General features: G+C 73.3%; 17 protein-coding genes and 1 pseudogene. 3 read left to right on the forward strand and 15 right to left on the reverse strand.

What is annotated here, in order from left to right:
• Positions 1–5: 5 nt before the first annotated feature.
• The 3 genes from Q1B24_RS18420 to Q1B24_RS18430 are packed head-to-tail and all read right to left on the reverse strand — an operon-like array spanning position 6 to position 3928.
• On the reverse strand, positions 6–2702 hold the full coding sequence (locus tag Q1B24_RS18420) for a cation-transporting P-type ATPase (protein ID WP_299931475.1): 2697 nt from the start codon (positions 2700–2702) through the stop codon (positions 6–8).
• A gap of 45 nt (positions 2703–2747) precedes the next feature.
• Positions 2748–3632 carry a universal stress protein gene (locus Q1B24_RS18425; protein WP_299931476.1) on the reverse strand — a complete coding sequence of 295 codons (885 nt, stop codon included), beginning with the start codon at positions 3630–3632 and terminating at the stop codon, positions 2748–2750.
• Between the two features lie 5 nt (positions 3633–3637).
• A complete protein-coding gene (locus tag Q1B24_RS18430; RefSeq protein ID WP_299931477.1) occupies positions 3638–3928 on the reverse strand; it encodes a DUF1876 domain-containing protein in 291 nt (96 codons plus the stop codon).
• 182 nt (positions 3929–4110) lie between these two features.
• Here Q1B24_RS18430 and Q1B24_RS18435 point away from each other — a divergent pair, with 182 nt between their 5' ends.
• Positions 4111–5676 carry a hypothetical protein gene (locus tag Q1B24_RS18435; protein ID WP_299931478.1) on the forward strand — a complete coding sequence of 522 codons (1566 nt, stop codon included), beginning with the start codon at positions 4111–4113 and terminating at the stop codon, positions 5674–5676.
• Positions 5673–6893 (forward strand): hypothetical protein, encoded by a 1221-nt coding sequence (locus Q1B24_RS18440; protein WP_299931479.1) that lies wholly within the window; start codon positions 5673–5675, stop codon positions 6891–6893. Before Q1B24_RS18435 ends, Q1B24_RS18440 begins: the two co-directional genes overlap by 4 nt.
• On the opposite strand, the gene Q1B24_RS18445 is transcribed toward Q1B24_RS18440, so the two are convergent.
• The 7 genes from Q1B24_RS18445 to Q1B24_RS18475 all read right to left on the reverse strand — a co-directional run bounded on the left by Q1B24_RS18445 (position 6868) and on the right by Q1B24_RS18475 (position 16267).
• Complete coding sequence (locus Q1B24_RS18445) at positions 6868–7590, reverse strand: bifunctional 2-polyprenyl-6-hydroxyphenol methylase/3-demethylubiquinol 3-O-methyltransferase UbiG (RefSeq protein ID WP_299931480.1); 723 nt, start codon at positions 7588–7590, stop codon at positions 6868–6870. The two genes, Q1B24_RS18440 and Q1B24_RS18445, sit on opposite strands and share 26 nt — an antisense overlap.
• Positions 7587–8783 (reverse strand): dTDP-4-amino-4,6-dideoxygalactose transaminase, encoded by a 1197-nt coding sequence (rffA, locus tag Q1B24_RS18450; RefSeq protein WP_299931481.1) that lies wholly within the window; start codon positions 8781–8783, stop codon positions 7587–7589. Before rffA ends, Q1B24_RS18445 begins: the two co-directional genes overlap by 4 nt.
• A gap of 65 nt (positions 8784–8848) precedes the next feature.
• Positions 8849–9598, reverse strand: a complete 750-nt coding sequence (locus Q1B24_RS18455; RefSeq protein WP_299931482.1) for a sulfotransferase — start codon at positions 9596–9598, stop codon at positions 8849–8851.
• Positions 9595–10545 (reverse strand): glycosyltransferase family 2 protein, encoded by a 951-nt coding sequence (locus Q1B24_RS18460; RefSeq protein ID WP_299931483.1) that lies wholly within the window; start codon positions 10543–10545, stop codon positions 9595–9597. The genes Q1B24_RS18455 and Q1B24_RS18460 overlap by 4 nt, the downstream gene beginning before the upstream one ends.
• 44 nt (positions 10546–10589) lie before the next feature.
• Positions 10590–13985, reverse strand: a complete 3396-nt coding sequence (locus tag Q1B24_RS18465; protein WP_299931484.1) for an error-prone DNA polymerase — start codon at positions 13983–13985, stop codon at positions 10590–10592.
• Positions 13986–14003: 18 nt separating this feature from the next.
• Positions 14004–15593, reverse strand: coding sequence for a DNA polymerase Y family protein (locus Q1B24_RS18470; RefSeq protein ID WP_299931485.1), 1590 nt, complete (start codon positions 15591–15593; stop codon positions 14004–14006).
• Positions 15590–16267 (reverse strand): hypothetical protein, encoded by a 678-nt coding sequence (locus Q1B24_RS18475; RefSeq protein ID WP_299931486.1) that lies wholly within the window; start codon positions 16265–16267, stop codon positions 15590–15592. Before Q1B24_RS18475 ends, Q1B24_RS18470 begins: the two co-directional genes overlap by 4 nt.
• Before the next feature lie 178 nt (positions 16268–16445).
• On the opposite strand from Q1B24_RS18475, the gene Q1B24_RS18480 reads away from it, so the two are divergent.
• Entirely contained in the window at positions 16446–17888 is a 1443-nt protein-coding gene (locus Q1B24_RS18480) for a phospholipase D-like domain-containing protein (RefSeq protein ID WP_299931487.1), read from the forward strand.
• 35 nt (positions 17889–17923) lie between these two features.
• Here the strand turns inward: Q1B24_RS18480 and Q1B24_RS18485 are convergent, their stop codons facing one another.
• From Q1B24_RS18485 to catA, 5 genes and pseudogenes are all read right to left on the reverse strand, one after another.
• On the reverse strand, positions 17924–18214 hold the full coding sequence (locus tag Q1B24_RS18485) for a sigma factor-like helix-turn-helix DNA-binding protein (RefSeq protein ID WP_299931488.1): 291 nt from the start codon (positions 18212–18214) through the stop codon (positions 17924–17926).
• A 221-nt stretch (positions 18215–18435) separates the two neighbouring features.
• The gene (locus Q1B24_RS21880) at positions 18436–18573 is read right to left on the reverse strand and encodes a YceI family protein (RefSeq protein ID WP_366916543.1); all 138 of its coding nucleotides are present in this window, start codon (positions 18571–18573) and stop codon (positions 18436–18438) included.
• 83 nt (positions 18574–18656) lie between these two features.
• A pseudogene (locus Q1B24_RS21885) lies at positions 18657–18758 on the reverse strand (YceI family protein); the annotation flags it as partial.
• Between the two features lie 75 nt (positions 18759–18833).
• A complete protein-coding gene (catC, locus tag Q1B24_RS18495; RefSeq protein WP_299931489.1) occupies positions 18834–19112 on the reverse strand; it encodes a muconolactone Delta-isomerase in 279 nt (92 codons plus the stop codon).
• 6 nt (positions 19113–19118) lie between these two features.
• Positions 19119–20018 carry a catechol 1,2-dioxygenase gene (gene catA / locus Q1B24_RS18500; protein WP_299931490.1) on the reverse strand — a complete coding sequence of 300 codons (900 nt, stop codon included), beginning with the start codon at positions 20016–20018 and terminating at the stop codon, positions 19119–19121.
• Positions 20019–20043 lie beyond the last annotated feature (25 nt).

Here is a 20043-nt window from a genome sequence, read left to right on the forward strand (position 1 = left end):
GCGGTTCACCGCCGACGCCTGCGCCAGCGCCACAGCTCGTCGGCGCCCCACACCACGAACGGCAGGGGGAGCAGGCAGAGCAGCAGCCACCGCTCCGGAGGCGAGGTGCCGAACAGGTCCTGCAGGACCGGGACGGTGACCACCGCGGCAGCGAAGAGGATCTCGAAGGCGATTCCCCAGAGCAGGAGACGGTTGCTGGTCAGCCCGACCTGCCGCAGGGACGCCCGCTCGGTCCGCGCCGCGACCGCGGTGCCGACCTGGCAGCTGACGATGGCCAGGAACGTCATCGTCGTGGCCTGGCGCCAGACCTCGTGCAGCGGGCCCGACTCCACCGGGTCGCCGAGGGTCCATCCGCCGGCCAGGAGGGTGGCCAGGAAGAGCCCGGTCACCAGCACGGCCGAGACCCCGCCCAGGACGCCCCAGGAACGGACCAGCATCGCGCGGTCGATCACCCGCGCTCCCCGCTGTCGAGGCGGGCGGTCCATCAGGTCGGGCTCCGGGGGCTCGCGACCGAGCGCGAGGGCGGGCAGCGTCTCGGTGCCGAGGTCGATGGCCAGGATCTGCATGACGGTGAGGGGGAGGGGGACCTGCCCGCCGGACAGCGCGTAGAGCAGGAACGGCACGACCTCCGGGGTGGCGTGGGCGAAGATGTAGACGATGAACTTCCGCACGTTGTCGTAGACCTGGCGTCCGGCCCGCACGGCCGTGACGATGGTGGCGAAGTTGTCGTCGGTGAGCACCATGGTGGCCGCCTCCCGCGCGACGTCGGTGCCGGACCGGCCCATCGCGACGCCGATGTCGGCGCGGCGCAGCGCCGGTGCGTCGTTGACGCCGTCGCCGGTCATGGCGACCACCTGCCCCTGGTCCTGCAGCGCATGGGCGATGCGCATCTTGGCCTCGGGCGAGCTCCGGGCGAAGACCAGCTCGTCGGTGCCTGCCAGCAGGGCGTCGAGACGCGACTCCGGCATCGCATCGAGCTCGGGGCCGTTGACGACCGTGAGACCGTCGCGTCCGATGCCGACCTGCTCGGCGATCCGGCGCGCCGTCCGGGCATGGTCCCCCGTGACCATCAGCAGCCGGATGCCCGCGGAGTGGCACCGCGCGACCGCCGCCGACACCTCGGAACGGGGTGGGTCGACCATGCCCACGATGCCGAGCAGCGTGAGGTCCTGCTCCACCTCCTCGCGCGGCATCGATGACCACGAGGCCGGGTCCAGGGGGCGGCCCGCGAGCGCGAGCACCCGCAGGCCGCGGTCGGCCCAGGCGCCCACCACCCGCTCGATGCCGGCGCGCCCGGCGGTGTCGAGGGTCCGGTCGCCGCCGTCCTCCGTGGCGATGCGGTGACACCGGGGGAGCACGTCCTCCGGGGCGCCCTTGGTGCTGGCGAGCACCCGGTCCCGGTCGCGGTCGACCGTGGTCATGCGGCGCAACGCCGGGTCGAAGTGGAACTGCGCGAGGCGCCCGTCGTGGCCGTCGGGCACCGGGACGCCGAGTCGTCCGGCCAGGTGCAGGAGGGCCAGCTCGGTGGGGTCGCCGACCTCGCCCTCACCCTCGCCCTCGCCCTCGAGCGCCGCGTTGTTGCACGCGGCGCCGGCGAGGGCCAGCTGACCGAACGCCGACGACGGTGCCACCTCGTGACCGGTCTCGTCGTCGACGTCGAGGGTGTGTCCGTCCGCCCAGACGGAGACCACCCTCATCCGGTTCATCGTCAGCGTGCCCGTCTTGTCGGTGCAGATGACCTGGGTCGAGCCGAGGGTCTCCACCGCGGAGATGCGCTTGACCAACGCTCCCTGCCCGGCGAGCAGGCGTACGCCGACGGCGAGCGCGAGCGTGATGGTGGGCAGCAGCCCCTCCGGCACGTTGGCGACGAGCAGGCCGATCGCGAAGCTCATCGTGTCCGCGAGCGACAGCCCCGCCCCCAGGGTCCCCAGCGGCACGAAGGCCAGGCCGGTGCCCACCGCGACGACGGCGATCAACCGCGCGACGTGGGAGACCTGGAGCTCCAGCGGGCTCGGCTCGATCTCCACCCGCTGCGAGAGGGCCGCGATCCGACCCAGCTCGGTGCGCATCCCGGTCGCGTGCACCACGGCCGTGCACTCCCCGCCGGTGCAGACCGTCCCGCTGAACAGCAGGTCCCTGGCCTGCAGCAGCGGGTCACTGGTGGGGCCGGGCAGGGCCGAGCGCAGCACCGGCAGCGACTCACCGGTCAGGGCGGACACGTCCATCTCCACGACACCGGAGAGGAGGCGGACGTCGGCGGGGACGCGCTCACCCTCCGCGACCAGCACGACGTCACCGGGGACGACCTCGGTGGCGTCGAGCGAGCGGGGGTGGCCCTCTCGCAGCACCCGGGCCTGCGGCGGGAGGTACGCCGTCAGCGCCTCGACGGCCCGCTCGGCGTGGCGCTCCTGCACGAAGGCGAACAGCGCGTTCACCCAGATGACGGCCACGATGGCGATGGCGAGCGGTGTGGTGCCGGCGAGGTGCGCGAACACCGCCGCCAACCAGAGCAGCAGCGCCAGGGGATGGACCAGCTGCCGTCCGAGCTCCTTCGGCCATCCGGGGCCACGCCGGGCGGCCAGCACGTTCGGGCCGACGCTGACCAGGCGACGTGCCGCCTCCCGGTCGGTCAGCCCACCGCGGCTGCTGCGCAGGTCCCGCAACAACCGGTCGAGGGCCTCCTCGGGGTCGGGTGCCGTCACGGGTCCACTCCACCGCGCCAGCAGGGTGGGTGACAGGTGCGCCGGTCACCGGCTGGCAGGACCTTCGTCCTCCTCCGACGGGTCGCGGCGGGCGAGGCTCTCCGGGACCACGGCCACCGGGCACGTCGCCCGCTCCAGCACCGCGGTCGCGATCGAGCCGGTGAGCAGCCTCCCGAGGGAGCGCATCGGGTGCCGGCCGACGACGACGAGGTCCCACGGCGCGTGCCGAGGGGCGAGGGCCTGGTCGACCAGCCCGTGCCGCAGCGTCAGGGTCACGGGCACGCCGGGGTAGTCCTTCTCCAACCCGGCCACCGACGCGCCCAGCTCGGCACGCAGGTCGTCGAGTGCCGGCATCTCGGCGGGCTCGCCACGCGCCTCGTGGTACTGCGCCACCGCGGCCGCCGCGTCGAAGAAGCTGTGCAGCACGGTGAGGGGTGCGCCGCGCAGGAAGGCGTGGCGGTAGGCGAACTCGATGACGGGCAGCGACTCGGGCGAGCCGTCCGCCCCGACGACCACACCGCCACGCCTCGTCCCCGGTTCGGCCGGGCGGCAGACGACCACCGGGCAGGCCGCCTGTCGGCTCACCGCGGCGCTGACCGAGCCGAGCAGCATGCTCCTGACCGGGCCACGCCCGCGCGACCCGAGCACCAGCACGAAGGCGAGCTCCGACGCGTCGATGAGCACCTGGCGGGGGTCGCCCCGGGCGACGTGGCAGGTGACCGGCAGCTCGGGGTGCAACCGCGTCACAGCGGCGACGGCGTCGGCCATCGCAGCGCCTGCCGCGTCGCCGACGGCCACGACCGCGAGGCTGCGGCGCTCGAAGGCGGCCTCGTCCGCGGCCCACCGGAGGGCCCGTTGGGCGTGCTCGGAACCGTCGACGGCGACGACGACGCTGCCCCGGAGGTCGTCGAGGTCCAGGGGGCCCGTCATGGCGCTCAGGCCGGGGTCGGCGAGTCCGCCGCGATGCTGGGGGTCCCGCTGGCTGGGTCGTTCTCCTCGACGTCGGCGACCGCCGCGTCGAGCAGGTCGTGCGCCAGACCGGACAGGGCTCGGCACGCGGCGAGCTCGTCACCGATCTCCGGGACGTCCCGATCCCCGGGGTGCAGCCTTGCCACGGCCTCGTGGCGGAGCTCCGGACCGGAATCGGTGCGCAGGATCGCCTCCGCGCGGGTGAGGCCGTCGTGCTCGGACAGGTTGATGGTCACGTGCCACGTCCTCGTGTGCATGGGTTCCTCCTCGAGGGATCGTCGGGCGGTGTCGCAGCCCGTGCCTCGGGCCGGTCCACCTCCTCCATGCTGCGGTCCAGGGCGGGATCGGGCAGCGGTCGGACGACCCGGTGGGCAGGGCCGTTGGTCCCGGGCGCGGGTCGACCCGGCCTGACGGTGAGCGGACTCCGTAGGGTGTCCGCGTGCCCCCTCGTCCCGACCGGTCCGACGGCGTCCGGCCCGGTGGGATCTCCCGGCTGCGCGCGATCGACCCCCTGCTGCCGGTGGTGGCGGCGGTGTCCCTGGTCGTCTACGTGCTGCACGGCTTCCAGGGGATCCTCACGCGCGACCTCGGCATCTACAGCTACGCCGGTCAGCAGGTGGCGGACGGCGTCCCGCCCTACCTCGGGGTCCTCAACCGTGCCGGTCCGCTCGCGCACGTGCTGCCGGGGGTGGGAGCGCTCGTCGCCCGCGTGGGCGGCCTGGACGACCTGGTCACCATGCGCGTGCTGTTCATGCTCATGGCCGTCGCCGCCGTCTGCGTCGCCTACCTGCTCGGGCGCGACCTGTTCCGCTCCCGGGGCGCCGGCCTGGTCACCGCGGGCGCGATGCTCGCCTTCCACGGCTTCATCCAGTACGCCTCCAACGGGCCGCGCGAGAAGACGCCGATGACGCTGTTCGTGCTGGGAGCGCTCTGGGCGGTGACGCACCGGCGCTGGTTCACCGCGGGCGTCCTGACCAGCCTCGCCACGCTGTGCCTGCAGACGGCGTTCTTCAGCACCTTCACCGCCGTGGTGGTCGGCGCGCTCCTGCTCGCGCACGGCCAGCGGCTGCAGGCCCTGCTCCGGGTCGCCGCCGGAGGGCTGGTCCCGGTGGCGGTGCTCGGCGCCTGGTTCGCCCTGGCCGGATCGTTGCGCGCGTCGTGGGACGGCTTCTACGGCATCAACCGGCGCTACACGGTCCCCAACCCGCTCGACTCCGGACGCGAGCTGGTGTGGGAGGACCTGCAGCTCGCCTACGGCGTGACGGTGTGGCTGCTCCTCGGCGGGACCGTGCTGCTCGTCCTGGTCTCGCTGGCCGCCGTGTCGCGCCGGGCCCGGGCCGCCGAGCCGGGCCTGACGGTGCTGCCCGCCATGACCGCCGGGCTCGTCGCCGGACTGGCCTGGATCCTGCAGGAGTACGACGCCTGGGCCGACCTCTTCCCCGTGCTCCCGTTCGCGGCCCTCGGACTGGGCGCGACCTTCGCGGTCGCCACCCACGGGCTCGCTCGCGGACCACGCCACGGGGTGGCCGCGGTGCTCGCCGGAGGCGCCGTGGTGATCGCCCTGGCCTACTCGGTCTCGACCCGCGACACCTCCCTCGAGGACCAGCGCGAGGCCACCGATGCCGTCCTCGCGACGCTTCCCCCGGACGCCACCATCACCTCGATCGAGGCGCCGCAGCCGCTGGTGCTGACCGGGCGCACCAACCCCACGCGCTACCAGATGTTCCGCAGCGGGCTGCAGGACTACATGGACGACACGTGGCCGGGCGGCCTCGACGGATTCAAGCGCGACCTGGTCGCGGACGGCCCCGACCTGGTGGCGGTCGGGGAGACGGTCTCGCTCCGGTGGCGGGCGTCGATCCAGCCCGACTACGTGTACGTCGGGAGCGCGCCGCTGTGGGAGTGGTACGCCCGCGCGTCGCTGGGCGAGGACACCATCGCCGACCTGCGGAGGGCGGCGGGCTACGACGCCGACGACCGGCACGCCGAACCGCCGGCGCCATGACCTCGGAGCGCCGCGCCCCGCTCCAGCTCGCTGCCGGCTCGGTGGTGAGCGGCGTCCTGGCCTACGTGCTGTTCGCGCTCGTCACGCGCGGCCTGGGCGCGGTCGCCGCGGCGCCGGTGTCGGTGCTCTGGACCGTCTGGGCGCTCGCGGGCGCGGCGTTCACCTTCCCGCTGCAGCACTGGATCACCCGGTGCCTCACGGCCGGACGCGAGGGTGACGTCCGCGGCTCCGCCGGTCGGGTCGGGGGGGTGGTGGTCGCGGCAGCCGTCGCCACCGGCGGGCTCGCCTGGGTGTTCCGCGACCGCCTGTTCCACCGCGACGACGCGTGGTTCCCCCTGCTGGTCGTGCTCGTGGTCCTCGGCTCGGCCGCCGTCGGCGTGCTCCGGGGCTCGCTGGCGGGGCGCGGCCGGATGGCCGCGGTGGCGTGGAGCCTGGTCGCGGAGAACGCCCTGCGGTGCGTCCTCGTGGCCGTGCTGCTGCTGGCACAGGTGCACGACCCGGTTGCCCACGGCCTGTGCCTGGTCGCCGGCTCCCTCGTCGCGCTGTGGCCGGGTGCCTGGCGGTTCAGCGGAGCGGGGCCGGACCGGGCCGCTTCCCTGGCGTTCCTGGGCGGTGCCGCGACCGGGCAGCTGCTCGCCCAGGGGGTGCTGACCGGGGGAGCGGTGGTGCTGGCGCTCCTCGGCGGGTCGCCGGCCGAGATCACGGCGATGTTCGCGACGCTGGCGCTGTTCCGCGCGCCGTACATGGTGGTGCTGGGGACGCTGCCGCAGGTCACCCACCACGTCACCGGGCTCGTCGTGGCGGGCGACCTGCCGGCGCTCCGTCAGCTCGCAGGACGCCTCGCAGTGGTGGGGGCGGCGGTCGTGTCGCTCGGCGCCGCCATCGGGGGACTCGCGGGTCCTGCCCTCGTGCAGGCGGTCTTCGGCGGCACCGTGGACATCGGTCACGGCGACGCCGCGGTGATCGCGACGGGCTGTGCTCTGGCCCTGGTCAACGTCGTCCTGATGGTGGGCGCCCTCGCGCTGGACCGTCCGGCCCGGGTGGCCGGCGCCTGGGCGCTCGCCGTCCTCGTCGGCGCGGTCGTGCTGGTGGCGACGAGCTCGCTGCTCCCCGTCGAACGGGTCGCCTTCGCCTTCGTCGCCAGCGAGGCCGGTGCGACGGTACTCATCGCGCTGGCGGCCTCGACCGTGCTCAGGTCGCGTCGGACGGCGGCCTGAGGGCTGCGACGAACACCGACGAGCCGAACGGCAGGTCGCGTCGGCGCAGCAGGCGCGCCTCGGCCCGGCACACGCCCATGAGCGCGCGATCGACCCGCGGCGAGACCTCCGGCAGGCGCGAGTCGCCGGTGGCCGCCGGACGGACCCTGCGTCGGAGCCGCTCGGCGGCGAACAGCGGGAACACGCCACCGAAGGCGTACGTCGACCGCAGCACCTGCATCCCCGCGCCCTCGACGAGCGCGACGATCCCGGACCGCGTGTAGCGCCGGTGGTGGCCCGCCTGGACGTCGTGGTCCGACCACGCCCACTGGTAGGCCGGCACCGAGAGGAGCATCCGCCCGCCCGGCACCAGCACCCGGCCCAGCTCGGCGACCGCGCGCTCGTCGTCGGCGCAGTGCTCGACGACGTCGAACGCCGACACGACGTCGAAGGTCGCGTCACCGAACGGCAGCTCGGTCGCCGACCCCACGACACCCTCGCCGGGCTCCAGGCCGTCGGGGAAGAGGTCGAGGGCCACGTGCTGCCGGGCGCCGCGCATCCAGCCCACGCTGGGCGCGTCCGCGCTGCCGACGTCGAGCGTGCGCGCAGGGGAAGCGAGGTGCGGCGCCATCACGGAGGCGAGCAGGTCGGTGCGGGCCCGGTGCCACCAGTAGCCCTCGTGACGCAGCGACGACGAGCCGGGCTGTGCGACGCTCACCGGTCCGGGAGGGTCGCGGTGCTCGCCTCGAGGAAGGAGGCCACCACCCGGTCGAGGTCCGGGTCGGACAGGTTGTTGTGGAACGGCAGGCGCAGCAGCCGCTCGCTGACGTCCTGCGAGACCGGGCAGTCCGTGGGCCGTGCGGCGAAGGAGCGCCCGGCGTCGGAGGCGTGGAGCGGCTGGTAGTGGAAGGTGGCCTGCACGCCCGCCTTGCGCATCAGCTCCAGCACGTCGTTGCGCCGGTCGCGGTGGGACAGCAGGACGTAGAACATGTGGTGCGCGGCGCCCCGGTCCTGCGGCACCCGCATCACCTCGAAGCCCAGCTCGTCGGCGTACGGCGACAGGGCGGCGGCGTAGCGCTCGCTGACGCGCTGCCGCTTGGCCTGCACAGCCTCCCGCTGCTCGAGCTGGCCGAGGAGGTAGGCGGCGAGCACGTCGGAGAGGCCGAACGAGGAGCCGGTGTCCTTCCAGGTGTACTTGTCGACCTGGCCGAGCATGAAGGCGTGGCGGTTGGTGCCCTTGTCGTAGAGCACGCGGGCGCGGTCGACGTCCTCGGGGTCGTTGAGCAGGAGCGCACCGCCCTCGCCGCAGACGAAGTTCTTGGTCTCGTGGAAGCTCAGGGTGGCGTAGCGGCCCAGGCTCCCCAGCGGTTCTCCGCGCCAGGTGCCGAAGAGGCCGTGCGCGTTGTCCTCGACGAGGCGCACCTCCGGCCACGCAGCCAGGACCTCGCGGATGCCCTGGACGTCGCAGGCGACACCGGCGTAGTGCACGATCACGACGGCGCGCACGCTCTCGTCGAGGAGCGTGGCCAGGTGGGCCGGGTCGAGGCCGAGCGTGTCGGGTTCGATGTCGCAGAACACCAGGCCGGCGCCCTGACGGGCGAAGGCGAGCCCGGTGCTGGTGAAGGTGAACGACGGCACGATCACCGTGTCACCCTCCTGGAGGTCCATGAGCATGGCCGACAGCTCGAGGGCGGACGTGCACGACGTGGTCATGAGCACCTCGGCCGAGCCGGTGTCGGCCGCGAGGACCTCCGCGGCGCGGCGCGCGAAGTCGCCGCCCGAGGACAGGTGCCCGCTCCGCACGGCCTCCTGGACGTGGTCGAGCTCGCGCCCCTCCACCGAGGGGACGTTGAACGCGATGTCGGGCAGCTCCCCGATGGGACCGTCCTCGAGCTCCTGTGCGTGTGCCACGACGGGCACCTCCCTCTGTCGTTCGGGTCGTCCCGAGTCGTCCGTGTCGTTCGTGTCGCTGCAGGTCACCACGGCAGCGGCCGCCCCAGCTGGTCGGCCAGGCGGGCGTTGCTCTCCTGGAAGTACCCCGCGAGCGTGCTCGCCACTCCTACGTCGAGTGCGGGCGCGTCGCCGGTGCTCGCGTTGACCTGCCCGGCGTCGGGTGTCGGCGTCCGGTCCGGGTCGAGCCCGAGGTCCGCGACGAGCCCCCTCAGCACCGCCGGGTCGGCCAGCAGCTCCTCCAGGAACAGCACGTGCGTGGTCGCAGGGAACGCGGCGGCCCACGGGGCGATCTGCTCGGCGTAGCGACCGCGACGGAGGTAGGCGACCGGTGAGACCGACGAGCGCCGCGGGTCCCACGCCTGGTCGTCGTGCAGGTCGGCGAGCAGGGCGTCCTCGAGGTCGCGGTCCTCGAAGCCGTTGGCGGTGCTGAACCGCCAGTGGGACACCGCGCGGAGCACGGGATGGCGCAGCAGCACCACCACCTCCGGCTCGCCGAGCATCTCCGCGGCCCGCCCCGGGGCGTGCGGGTCCTCGAGGTAGCTGGTGCTCTTGTCGCCGAGCAGCCGCTCGTCGTGGGCGTGCGCGAACCACGTGCGGTGGTAGGACGCGATGCCCCGGGCGGTGAGCTCCGCGTCGCAGAAGACCTTCGGCTCGGGAGGGGACGGCCGGGCCATCGTGACGTCGGGGTGCGCGTCGAGGGCACGGCTCAGGTACGTCGTGCCGCACCGCTGTGCACCCACGACGAGGAGGTGCCGGTGGTCGCAGCCGCTCACGAGGACACCCGTCGCGCCACGTGGTAGGTCGTGACGGCGCTGACCGCGTTGAGCGTGCGGACGACGTACTCGCCCAGCATCGACAGCAGCATGATGACGAAGCCGTTCATCAGCGCGAGCAGCACCGCGATCGTCGTCCAGCCGGGCACGGCGGAGTCCACGAACACCGCGCGGACGAGGTAGAAGAGGCCGAGCAGGAAGCTGCCACCGGCGACCGCGAACCCGACGCCGGCGGCGAGCCGCAGCGGGAAGACGGAGTAGCTGAACAGGATGGTCAGCACGAGCGAGGCGATGCGCCGCAGGCCGTAGTTGCTGGTGCCGACCGGGCGCGGGTCGTGGCGCACCAGCACGTCGGCCGGGTCGCTGGAGAACATCAGCGCCTGCCCCGTGATGTAGGGGTGGGCCGTGCGCGACGCGCAGATCCGCTCGACCACGTCGCGCCGCAGGATGCGGAAGTTGGACACGGCCAGACCGGGCGGCTGGTCGAAGACCCGTCGGTTGATCATGCTGATCGCCTTGCTGCCCAGGCGTCGGTGGCCCCGCGCCTGCTTGCGCTCGAAGCGGCCGAAGACGACGTCGTGGCCCTCCATGGCCTTCTCGATCAGCAGCAGCACCTGGTCGGGCGGGTTCTGCAGGTCGTCGTCGAGGGTGATCACGTAGTCACCGGTCGCCTCGCGCATGCCCGCGAGGTTGGCGTGGTGCTGGCCGTAGTTGCGGAGCAGGTCGAGCGCGACGACGTGCGGCGACTGCGCGGCGCGGGCGCTGATGACGTCCCAGCTCTTGTCCCGGCTGCCGTCGTTGACGAGCACGACCTGGTGGCGCAGGCCGGCCGCCTCGAACACCTCGAGGACCGCGTCGATGGTGCGCCCCACCACGTCCTGGCTGTTGTAGACGGGGATCACGACCGAGTAGGAGTGGTCGGAGGCGCGCAACGGGTGGGTGGCCACGCAGCGAGCATAGGGTCCCCGGTCAGGGGCGGGTGCTGGCGCGGTCAGCGGAAGTCGCGCGAGGACGCCCGGGCCTGGAGGACCGCCCCGGCGCCCGGGACGACGACGTCGATGCCCTCGACCCGGTCGGCGACGAGGTTGGTGACGCCCTCGTTGCGCTCGAGCCGTCCGCGCACGACCACCGCCACCTTGTTGCGGGCCGCCTGCCGGTGGGCCTTCATCACCCCGATCGAGCACACGACGTTGAGCATCCCGGTCTCGTCCTCGAGGTTGAGGAAGGTCACGCCCATGGCGGTGCCCGGTCGCTGGCGGTGGGTCACCAGCCCGCCGACGTGGACGCGGCGGCCGGACTCCGCGTCGGCCAGCTCGGCGACGGAGCGGACGCCCGCGCGGCGCAGCTCGGCGCGCAGGTGCTCGACCGGGTGGCGCTCGGGGGAGACGCCGGTGGCCCAGAGGTCGGCGAGGGTGAGCTCCGGCTCGCTCATCCCCGGGAGCGTCGGCGCCGCCGGGGCGGGGGTGATGCCGGGCAGGTGCTCGGCCCCCTCGGCGAAGCCCGCCGCCCAGAGGGCCTCACGACGCTGCAGCCCCCACGCGTCGAAGGCGCCCGCGGTGGCGAGCGCCTCGAGCTGCGCGGACGTCAGGCCCGCGCGGCGGGAGAGGTCGGTGATGCCGGTGAACGCGGCCTCGTCGCGGGCGGCCACGATGCGGCGCGCCACGTCGAGACCGATGCCGCGCACCGAGTCGAGCCCGAGGCGTACGGCGAGCGCGCCGTCGCGCCGGTGGGCGGGCACCGGGTCGGGGGTGCCGGGCACCCACTCGACGCGCTCGAACCTCGGTCGGCAGCACCCGTCGGGCCCGGTCGGCGCGACCGGACCGGTGACCAGCGGCTCGAGGTCGGCCTGCGCCGCGGACCGGGTCACGTCGGGGCGGCGTACGTCGACGTCGTGGCGGCGGGCGTCGTGGACCAGCGACTGCGGCGAGTAGAAGCCCATCGGCTGGTTGCGCAGCAGCCCGGCGAGGAAGGCCGCGGGGTAGTGGAGCTTGAACCACGACGAGGCGTAGACCAGCAGCGCGAAGGACAGGGCGTGCGACTCGGCGAAGCCGAAGTTGGCGAAGGACAGGATCTTGACGTAGATCGAGTCGGCGAGGTCGCCGGTGATGCCACGGCGGGCCATGCCCTCGTAGAGCTTCTGCTTGACCGACTCGATGCGCTCCACGCCGCGCTTGGAGCCCATCGCGCGGCGCAGCAGGTCGGCGTCGTCGCGGCTGCAGTCGCCGAGGGTGACCGCCATCGCCATCAGCTGCTCCTGGAACAGCGGCACTCCCTTGGTGCGCTCGAGGACCGGCACCAGCTCCGGGTGGTCGTAGGTCACCTCCTCCTGGCCGGTCGCGCGGCGGACGTAGGGGTGGACCGCGCCGCCCTGGATCGGGCCGGGACGGATCAGGGCGATCTCGATGGCGAGGTCGTAGAACTCGCGCGGACGCAGCCGCGGGAGCGTGCCGATCTGGGCCCGGCTCTCCACCTGGAAGACGCCGATGGAGTCGGCGCGGCACAGCATGTCGTAGACCGCCGGCTCCTCCTTGGGCATCGTGGCCAGGTCCCACTCCTCGCCCAGGTGGTCGGCGACCAGGCGCATCATGTGGTCGAGGGCGCCGAGCATGCCCAGGCCGAGCAGGTCGAACTTGACCAGCCCCATCGACTCGCAGGCGTCCTTGTCCCACTGCAGCACGGTGCGCCGGTCCATCCGCGCCCGCTCGATGGGGCAGACCTCCCCGATCGGCCGCTCGGTGAGCACCATCCCGCCGGAGTGGATGCCGAGGTGGCGCGGCGCGCCCATCAGCTCCTCGGCCAGCGCGACCACCGGGGCGGGCACGTCGTGGGCGTCGGGGTCGCCCTGGTCGCCGGCCACGACTGACTTCCAACCGTCGATCTGCTTGGACCAGGCGTCCTGCTGCCCGGGGGAGAAGCCGAGGGCCTTGGCGGCGTCGCGCACCGCCATCCGCGGCCGGTAGGCGATGACGTTGGCCACCTGCGCGGCGTTGCGCCGGCCGTAGGTGTCGTAGACCCACTGGATGACCTCCTCGCGGCGGTCGGAGTCGAAGTCGACGTCGATGTCGGGCTCCTCGTCGCGGTGCGCGGAGATGAACCGCTCGAAGGGCAGCTTGTAGAAGACCGCGTCGACGGCGGTGATGCCGAGGGCGTAGCAGACCGCCGAGCTCGCCGCGGACCCGCGGCCCTGGCAGAGGATCCTGCGTCCGCGGGCGAAGGCGACGATGTCGTGGACGATGACGAAGTAGCCGGCGAAGTCCTTCTCGGCGATGACCCGCAGCTCGTGCTCGAGCCGCTCGCGGGCCGCGGCCTCGTGGGGGACGCCGGCGTACCTCTCCGCGAAGCCGCGCTCCGCCAGCACCCGCAGCCACGAGTCGGCGGTGTGGCCCTCGGGGATCTGGCGCTTGGGCAGCGCGGGCGAGGCCTTGCGCAGGTCGAAGGCCAGCTCGTCGGCCAGCGTGACGCTGCGCGCGACCGCACCGTCGTACGACGTGAGCGCAGCGGCCGTCTCCGCGCCGCTGCGCAGGTGGGCCGAGCCCGACAGGTCGAGCCAGCCGTCGAGGTCGGCCAGGCTGCGCCGGGCCCGCACGGCGGCCATCGCCGAGGCCAGCCGGTGCTGGCGGGGGGTCGCGTGGTGGACGTTGCCCGCGGCGACGACGTCGAGCCCGTGGACGGCGGCCAGGCCAGCGAGCGAGGCGTTGGTGGTGTCCGCGCCGGGGCGCGGGGACAGCTCGACGAGCACGTGGTCGAGGCCGAAGAGCGACGTCAGCCGGTCGAGGGCCTCGGCCGCGGCCGCCTCGCCGCCCGTCGCGAGCGCCTGGCGCACGGCGCCCTTGCGGCAGCCGGTGAGCACCACCCAGTGGCCGCGCCCCTGCTCGGCCAGCTCGTCGAGGTCGTAGACCGGCCGGCCCTTCTCGTCCCCGCGCAGGTGGGCGTCGGTCATCGCCGAGGCGAGCCGGTGGTAGCCCTCCACGCCGCGGGCCAGCACCAGCAGGTGGCTGCCGTCGGGGTCGGGCACGCCGTTCTGCGGACCGGTGAGCCCGAGCGACAGCTCGGCGCCGAAGACGGTGGGCAGGTCGTAGGCCGCGGCCGCCTCGGCCAGCAGGGGGGCGCCGTAGAAGCCGTCGTGGTCGGTGATCGCGAGCGCGTGCAGGCCGAGCCGCACCGCCTCCTCGACCAGCTCGGCCGGTGAGGACGCGCCGTCGAGGAAGCTGAAGTGGCTGTGGCAGTGCAGCTCGGCATAGGGAGTGACGGCGGCTGGCCGCTCGATCGTCCGCGCCTCGGGGGAGGCGCGCTTGCGTCGCGACACCGGGGCGTCGTCGGCACCCGGCAGGCCGCTGAGGCGGCGCTCGAGCTCCTTCCACCGCATGGCGGGGTTGTTCCAGCCCATCAGCGCACCCCTCGCCCGCTAGTCATAGCCGGCCTCCAGGACCCACCCGTCCGGGGCCCGCACCAGCAGCCAGGCCCGGCCGTCGGCACCGACCACCTGGAAGCGGGCGGTCGGACCGGCTCCGCCCGACCACCAGCCCTCGTCGGTGGGCCACGGACCGGCCCACGCCGTCACCGGCTGCCACGGCAGGCCCGTCCCGTCGCGGCCCGTCACCCGGAAGCGGCGCGGCTCGCCGCTGACGACACCACGGTCGGTGACGCACACCTCGCGGCCTGCGTCGTCGACGACCTCGGCTGCCGGGGGAGTGGCGAAGACGCGGACCGGCGCCGGCCCGGGCACCCGTCCTGGCCAGGGACGGTCCACCGGGCGGAGGTCGACCGCGCGCTCGCCCCACGGCACCAGCGCCTGCCGCGCCGACGGGCTGCGACCGCCCTGCAGCACCGGACGGCGTACGGCGTCGAAGCCGACCATGCCCTGCACCCGGGCCACGCCGCGTTCGACGAGGTCGTCGGAGGCGGACCCCCAGAGCGCCTCCCCGTGGGCGGCGGCGGGCTCGACCAGCTCGGGCACGAACCTGACCCGGTCGATCGGCGCGCGCACGACGCCTGCGTGCCTGCGGGCGCGCAGCGAGCTGCCGGCGCCGCTCGTGGACCCGGCCGACTGCAGCTGCCAGTGCACGCGGTCGACGAGGTCACGGGCCGAGAAGTGGCGTGGGTGCAGCCACGCGCGTGAGGAGCACACGGCTCCGTCGGCCTCGGCCTCGACGCGCACGCCCGTCGCGACCAGCTGGTGGTGGGTGAGCTGGGAGACGAAGCGCTCGGCGGTGGTGCGGACGCTGAAGGTGATCGCCTCGACGGAGTCCAGCGGCGGCTCGAAGGCCACCTCCGCGTCGAGCTCCGGCGGCGGGGTGCGGGCCGCGAACAACGTGGGGTCCTCGCCCCGGGCCCGTCGCCGGACGGTGGCGCCGTAGGAACCGAGCCGGTGCTCGACCGCGTCACCGGGCAGGTCGGCCAGGTCACCCAGCGTGCGGAGGCCGAGCCGCTGCAGCAGCCCGACGAGCTCTCGCCCGCGCGCGCCGTCGTCCTGCAGCACGTGCACGGGCAGGCCGCGCAGGAACGACGGTGAGCCGCCGTCCGGGACGACCGTCCACGACTGGACCTCCGCGGTGCGGGCGGCCTGCTCGGCGGTGAAGAGGTCGTCGGCGATGCCGACCCTCACGTCCCACACGCCGGTCTCGACCAACGCCTGGCAGGCCGTCGCCGCAGCAGCGGTCTCGCTGCCGTACCAGCTGCCGGGGGCGCGGACGGCCAGCAGCCCCGGGCGCAGGGCGGCCACCCCGGGGCGCAGGTCCTCGACCACGGCGAGGACCGGCTCGAAGGCGCGGGCGTCGCGGTCGGGGTTGGCCGGGAGCAGCAGCAGCTCGGGGCACCGGGCCTGGGCGTCGCGACGGCGCTGCCCGCGGCGTACGCCCTCCGCGCGGGCCGGCCCGTTGCAGACCTCCACGACGTTGGCCGACAGCACGGCGGCGGGGGAGCGGAGCGACCGGTCGGCCTCCTCGAGCGCGGCCACCACCGACCAGTCGGGGCACCACACGACCATGACCCTCATGCCCGGCGGATCTCGCTGATGCCCGGGGACTGCTGCTCGAGGCGCGGCTCGAGGCGCACCCCCGGCCACGCCAGGTCGGCACGCTCGGGCGGCCGGGCGCCCCGGTGCACGGCGATGCGGGCTCGCCGCTCCTGCAGCTCGCCGGCCCCGGAGCTCGGGCCGGTCCAGACAGACTCCTCGACGCTGAGCCGGGCGGTCACCCGTGGCCAGTGGCCGTGGACGACGAGCACCGAGGACCGGGTGCGGAGCCGGGAGTCGAGGATCCCCGCCGTTCGCTCGTCGACGGAGGCCGGTGGCCGCAGCACCACCACGCGCAGCACGTCGACCAGTGCGGCGGTCACCTCCAGCCAGTGCTCGCCGGGGTCGGGCACCAGCACCGTGCGGGACAGCTCGATGCCGAGCTCCGAGGCGGCCTCGGCCCCGAAGTCGGCGCAGCCCGCGAAGCCGATCCACTCCCCGGCCTGCGAGGCCCCCGCGGCGAGGGCCAGCGCGAGCGCGGCCGAGTCGACGGCGTAGGTCGACCCTGCGTGGAGCGGGACCAGGCCTGCCAGTCCGGGCAGCGTGGCGACGGGCTCCCCGGCGGGTCTGCGCTCCATCGCCGCAACCCGCTCGCGCAGCTGGTCGACCACGGAACGACCCGGGTCGAGCGCGGCGACGGAGCGAGCGGACGACATGGGTCCATGATCGAACAGATGTTCGAACGGGTCAAGCGGGCCCGGGCCCGACACTGCCCTTGGGGTGGGCCATCAGACCACGCGGTCGAGGTGGTGGCGAGACGCGGCCCGGCGCGCGGACCGGAACCGTGCGACCCTGCTTATGCTGACCGGACGCGTTCGACAGAAGGGTGGGGTCGTGTCGAAGATCTCGAGGCTCGTGGGGAGTCTCTGCCTGGTGCTCGTGGCCTCGTTCGGGCTGGTCGGCCCCGGGCAGGCCGTGTCGGGCGCCGACGCGCCCGCGGCGAGCAAGCCCAAGCCGAAGAAGTGGGAGGCGCCGAGCGGGCCCTTCTTCAACGACCCCCACCGCGCGAAGGGGCACTTCACGATCGAGCGACGGGTGATCGACACGATCAGGAACACCCCCAAGGGGTCGACCATCCGGATCGCCATCTACTCCCTCGACCGTGTCCCCGTCTCCAGTGCGCTCGTCGCGGCGCACCGGCGGGGCGTCCGGGTGCAGATGCTGCTCAACGACCACTGGGAGAACCGTGCGGTGAAGATGCTGCGCGACGAGGTCGGCAAGAACCCGCGGCGCGACAGCTTCGTCTACAAGTGCAAGCAGAGCTGCCGGGGGGCGGCCAACGAGTTCAACAACCTGCACACGAAGTTCTACCTCTTCAGCGAGGCCGGAAAGTCCGAGGACGTCATCGCCGTCGGCTCGGCCAACATGACGCGCAACGCCGCCATCCACCAGTGGAACGACCTCTACTACACCGACGGAGACCACGAGCTGTTCCGCCAGTTCGTCGGGCTGTTCAACGACATGCGCAAGGACTACGACACCCGCCAGGAGCCGATCGGATTCTGCGGCACCCCGGCCAACGGCGTGGCGTGCGACGACTCCGTCGACAAGCACACGGCCGTCGCGTTCCCGAGGGTCTCGAGGCCGAAGGACGACCTCGTGGTGCAGCTGCTCGACCGGGTCCAGTGCCTGACGCCCGACCCGGTGACCGGCACGGTGAAGCGCACCCGCCTGGCCCTGTCGATGCACACCATGCGCGGGGCTCGCGGCGACTACCTCGCCGAGGCCATCCGGCAGAAGTGGGTGCAGGGCTGCGACGTGCGGGTCACCTACGGGCTCATCGGCTACCACACGAAGGGCGTCATTGCCGCCCCGACCAAGCGGGGCAGGATCCCCCTCCGGTCGACCGGCATGGACTACAACACCGAGGACAACTTCGACCTCAACAACGACGGCGTCGACGACCTCATCCTCGACTACTACAGCCACCAGAAGTACCTGGTCGTCCAGGGCACCTACAACGGCGTGCCGGACTCGTCGATGGTGCTGACCGGGTCGGTCAACTGGTCGAGCCTGAGCACGGCCAACGACGAGGTCTGGTTCACCGTGCGGGGCGCCGTGGTGGCGAAGAAGTACCTCAGGAACTTCGACTACCAGTGGAACAACACCCGCAACACCCGCAACGCCTACACGACGACGTACGCCAACTTCCGCGTGCGTCGCACCGTGCGGCAGCCGGACGGCACCGTGCGCACCGTCTGGCGGACCGTGCGACGTCCCGTCACGACGGTGGAGCCGGACCGCTACCTGCCGGGCCCCTACTGGGAGGCCGACTGACCGTCCGCCTCACGCCCCCGGCCATGGCCCTGGTCTCAGGCTGCAGGGACCGGGCCGGAGCGGGGGTGGGCGACGACGCGCCTGAGGATGCGGCCCACCTGTGAGTGGGGGAGGCCGACGAGGTCGGCGACCTGCTGCTGGGTCTGCTCGTCCACCAGGCGCCACCCCAGGGCACGCCGCGCGCGCTCGGGGAGCCCGCTCGCGGCGGCGCCCAGCACGAGCCGGGCCTCCACGGACTGCGGTCCGCGGTCGACCCACCCCACCAGGTCCGCGATCGTCAGGGCGCGGTCCGGCGCTTCGGACAGCTCCGCGATGCTCGTGGTCATCAGATCTCCTCCCGGCGGTCGGTCGTGTGGCCCGGCCCGCGCACGGGTCGTGGGACGACTCTGACGTGTCGCCGGGCTGCTCGACAGCCGAAAAGCGAAAACCATGGACAAACCTTGGACACGCCGGAGTCCCGCGCCGACCCCTCAGCGCCCGAACGGACCCGGGGAACCGCTGGTCCCGGGTCCGTACGCGCTGGAGGTGCTGGCGCTCCGCGAGGTGATCAGGCGTTCTTGATCGCGGAGATGTCGAGCTCGAGCTTGATCTTCTCCGAGACCAGGACGCCACCGGTCTCGAGCGCGGCGTTCCAGGACAGGTCCCAGTCCTTGCGGTTGATGGTGGTCGCGCCCTCGAAGCCCACCGGGTGTTGCCGAACGGGTCGATCGCGGTGCCGGTCTCCTCGAAGGGGATGGTGACCGACCGGGTGGTGCCCTTGATGGTCAGGTCGCCGGTGACGGTCCACTCGGCGCCGTCACGCTCGACGGAGGTCGACGCGAAGGCGATCGCGTCGTGGTTCTCGACGTCGAAGAAGTCGGCGGAGACCAGGTGGCCGTCTGTGTGATCCGCGCCTCACGCCGACGGCCCGGCCTCCAGGGAGGGAGGCCGGGCCGTCGCGACGTGTCAGGCGATCGACGAGGGGTGCTTCGCCAGCGGTGTGACCGAGATGTCCATGTAGGGGAAGAGCGGAAGACCGGACAGCAGGTCGTGGAGCGCGTCGTTCGACTCGACGTCGAAGATCGAGACGTTGGCGTACTCGCCCACGATCCGCCACAGGTGCGGCCAGCGGCCCGAGCGCTGCACCTCCTCGGCGTACGCCTTCTCCCGCGCGACCAGGTCGGCCTTGACCTCCGGGTCCATGTCGAGCGGGATCCGGACGTCCATGCGCACGTGGTAGAGCACCGGCGCTCAGCCCTTCACGGGGTCGAGGACGAAGCCGTAGGTGACCTTCGCGGAGCCGTCGGCCTGCTGCTGCGGGTCGAGGATCAGCTCGGGCTTCACGGCCGACGCGATGTCGTCGTCGTTGTGCTCGTCGCCGGGGAAGTAGAGCTGGGCCGTGAGGAGCTCGTGGCCGGGTGCGGAGACCTTGACGTGCAGGTGGGCGGGACGCCAGGCGTGCCAGCCGGCCGCGGCGATGAGCTTGCCGCACGAGCCGTCGGTGGGGATCTGGTACGGCGCGGGCTGCACCGTGGTGATCTCGAAGTACCCGTCGGCGTCGGTGGTGAAGCTGCCGCGCAGGTTCCACTCGGGGATGCCGGGGGCGAACTGCGAGTAGAAGCCGTCGTCGTCGGCGTGCCAGAGCTCGACCTTGGCCCCGCCGAGGGCGGACCCGTCGCACGAGGTGACCTGACCGCTCCACACGAGCGGGGTGCCGCCCTCGTCGTCGCGCATGGGGATGGTGCCCGTCGCGCCCCGTTCGGGGGCGTCCGGGACGTAGTAGGGCCCTTCGATCGAGCCCTTGTTGCCCTCGCGGTGCTCGGTCGCGACGTCCTCGACGACGTGCTCGAGCCAGACGTCGAGGAAGAGCGGCCACTCACCGTCCTCGCCCACGCCGATCAGCCACGCCTTGAGAGCATTGAATTCGTCGTAGGTGACCTTGTGCGTGCGCACCGTCGTGTAGATCGCCTCGAGCACCTCGCGGGCCAGGGTGTCGACGCGCTCGGCGGGGACGTCCTTCACCGCGGCGTACGGCGACTTGTCGGCGTGGAAGCGCTCGGTCGCGCTGGCGCCGGAGGCGGCGGCGGAGGCCTTCTCGGTCTCGGTCTCGGTCTCGGTCTCGTTCTCGTTCTCGTTCAGGGTGGTGCTCATGGTGGGGCTCCTTGCTCGGGATGGG

This window comes from uncultured Nocardioides sp., assembly GCF_947488025.1.
Lineage (GTDB): Bacteria > Actinomycetota > Actinomycetes > Propionibacteriales > Nocardioidaceae > Nocardioides.